General features: G+C 48.5%; 2 tRNA genes and 1 rRNA gene. All 3 read right to left on the bottom strand.

Features of this window, described 5'->3' with window-relative positions:
- Positions 1 to 41 precede the first annotated feature (41 nt).
- Positions 42 to 2923 (bottom strand): 23S ribosomal RNA (locus NSB03_RS20235).
- 149 nt (positions 2924 to 3072) lie between these two features.
- Positions 3073 to 3146 (bottom strand) — tRNA-Ala (locus NSB03_RS20230).
- Between the two features lie 15 nt (positions 3147 to 3161).
- Positions 3162 to 3235 (bottom strand) — tRNA-Ile (locus tag NSB03_RS20225).
- Position 3236: the final 1 nt, after the last annotated feature.

The raw sequence follows: 3236 nt of genomic DNA, 5'->3' as shown, positions 1-3236 counted from the left end.
CAGTAATCCGCTAAACGTATATAAACAAACGGTACAAAGCTGAAAGAAAGTGAACGGGCAATTAGTAATGCTCGGCTATGATGTTACCACCTGTACACCTGCATCCTATCAACGTCATCGTCTTTGACGACCCTAAGAAATCTAATCTTGTGGCTGGCTTCGTACTTAGATGCTTTCAGCACTTATCCAATCCCGACTTAGATACCCAGCGATGCACCTGGCGGCACAACTGGTAAACCAGAGGTCGGTCCAACACGGTCCTCTCGTACTAGTGTCAGAGCCACGCAAATTTCATACGCCCACGATAGATAGAGACCGAACTGTCTCACGACGTTCTGAACCCAGCTCGCGTGCCACTTTAATGGGCGAACAGCCCAACCCTTGGGACCTTCTCCAGCCCCAGGATGTGACGAGCCGACATCGAGGTGCCAAACCCCTCCGTCGATATGAGCTCTTGGGAGGGATCAGCCTGTTATCCCCGGAGTACCTTTTATCCTTTGAGCGATGTCCCTTCCATGCGGAAACACCGGATCACTATGCTCTAGTTTCCTACCTGATCGACGTGTATGTCTCCCAGTCAAGCGCCCTTATGCCATTACACTCTACTGACGGTTACCAATCGTCATGAGGGCACCTTTAGAAGCCTCCGTTACACTTTTGGAGGCGACCACCCCAGTCAAACTACCCACCAAACAGTGTCCTCCTGTCCAGGAGTTAGAACTCAAATAATCAAAGGGCCGTATTTCAACAGCGACTCCACACAAACTGGCGTCTGCGCTTCAAAGTCTCCGGCCTATCCTACACATCAATTACCCAAATTCAATGTTAAGCTATAGTAAAGGTTCACGGGGTCTTTTCGTCCCATCGCGGGTAATCGGCATCTTCACCGATACTACAATTTCACTGAGCTCACGGTTGAGACAGTGTCCAGATCATTACACCATTCGTGCAGGTCGGAACTTACCCGACAAGGAATTTCGCTACCTTAGGACCGTTATAGTTACGGCCGCCGTTTACTGGGGCTTCAATTCAATGCTTCTCTTGCGATGACATCTCCTCTTAACCTTCCAGCACCGGGCAGGTGTCAGGCTGTATACGTGATCTTTCAATTTGGCACAGCCCTGTGTTTTTGTTAAACAGTTGCCTGGACCTATTCTCTGCGCCCTACGTCGCCGTAGGGACCCTTTATCCCGAAGTTACAGGGTCAGTTTGCCTAGTTCCTTAACCGTGAATCACTCAAGCGCCTTAGTATATTCAACCCGACTACGTGTGTCCGTTTGCGGTACGGGTACCTGAAGGATTAAGTTTAGCGGATTTTCTTGGGAGTATGATTACACGCGCTATTACCGTTTCCCGAAGGAATTGGTATACTATCAGGTTCGACTCTCTTTGTGGATTTGCCTGCAAAGATCAACATCTACACCCTTCAACGGACTATTCCGTCAGTCCGCGGCGTTGTCACGACTCCGTCTCCACGTCACTCCGTCAGGTAGTACAGGAATATTAACCTGTTCTGCCATCGGCATCACCGTTCGGCTGAGCCTTAGGACCCGACTAACCCTGATCCGATTAGCGTTGATCAGGAAACCTTAGTCTTTCGGCGAGGGGGTTTCTCACCCCCTTTATCGTTACTTATACCTACATTTGCTTTTCCACACGCTCCAGAAAAGCTCACGCTTCACCTTCAACGCGGAGTGGAATGCTCCCCTACCGATGTTTACACATCCCATAGCTTCGGTAAATTGCTTGATGCCCGATTATTATCCACGCCAAACTCCTCGACTAGTGAGCTGTTACGCACTCTTTAAATGAATGGCTGCTTCCAAGCCAACATCCTAGCTGTCTTAGCAATCTGACTTCGTTAGTTCAACTTAGCAATTATTTCGGGACCTTAGCTGATGGTCCGGATTCTTCTCCTTTAGGACATGGACCTTAGCACCCATGCCCTCACTCCTGTGATAGGACTAATGCGCATTCGGAGTTTATCAAGACTTGATAGGCGGTGAAGCCCTCGCATCTTATCAGTCGCTCTACCTCACATTAGTAACTCACAAGGCTGCACCTAAATGCATTTCGGGGAGTACGAGCTATCTCCAAGTTTGATTAGCCTTTCACCCCCACCCTCAGTTCATCCGGAAGCTTTTCAACGCTTATCGGTTCGGTCCTCCAGTTAGTGTTACCTAACCTTCAACCTGACCAAGGGTAGATCACTTGGTTTCGCGTCTACTCCTTCCGACTTATCGCCCTGTTCAGACTCGCTTTCGCTTCGGCTGCGCATCTCAAGATGCTTAACCTTGCCGGAAAAAGTAACTCGTAGGTTCATTATGCAAAAGGCACGCCGTCACAACTTACGCTGCTCCGACCGCTTGTAGGCGCATGGTTTCAGGGACTATTTCACTCTTCTGTTCGAAGTGCTTTTCACCTTTCCTTCACAGTACTGGTTCGCTATCGGTCTCTCGGGAGTATTTAGCCTTACCGGATGGTCCCGGCGGATTCACGCAAGATTTCTCGTGTCCCGCGCTACTCAGGATACCACTACGCTTCGTTTGGCTTCGAATACGGGACTATCACCCTCTATGGTTTCATTTTCCAAAGAATTCTTCTCACCAAATTTCTTGCGATATCGTGGTCCTACAACCCCAATTTTGCCGTAACAAAATTGGTTTGGGCTAATCCCCGTTCGCTCGCCACTACTTGGGGAATCATTATTATTTTCTTTTCCTGCAGGTACTAAGATGTTTCAGTTCCCTGCGTTAGCTTCCAACTTAGTTGGATGACATTCCTTCAGAATGCCGGGTTGTCCCATTCGGAAATCTTCGGATCAATGGTTATTTGCACCTTCCCGAAGCTTATCGCAGCTTATCACGTCCTTCATCGCCTCCGAGAGCCAAGGCATCCGCCATGCGCCCTTGCTTACTTTCTTCCAAACTGACTTCTTTCCGTATGGAGGACTGGTTACACAGTCTTGATACGTCAAGAACGTACGGTTCGATTATATACTTTTAGCTCTTTACTAAAATTTTTACTTTTTGGTTACATCATGTCAAAGATCGTTTCTCTTTTCAGAGACTGTGGAGAATAACGGATTCGAACCGTTGACCCTCTGCGTGCAAGGCAGATGCTCTAGCCAGCTGAGCTAATCCCCCAAAAGAGTTTCGGAGTAGTCCCAGGCAGAGTTGAACTGCCGACCTCTACATTATCAGTGTAGCGCTCTAACCAACTGAGCTATAGGACTA

This window comes from Bacteroides acidifaciens, assembly GCF_024623065.1.
GTDB classification, from domain to species: Bacteria; Bacteroidota; Bacteroidia; order Bacteroidales; family Bacteroidaceae; genus Bacteroides; species Bacteroides acidifaciens.
The sequence above is the reverse complement of the archived record's forward strand: the minus strand, read 5'-3'. Positions and strand labels throughout refer to the sequence as shown.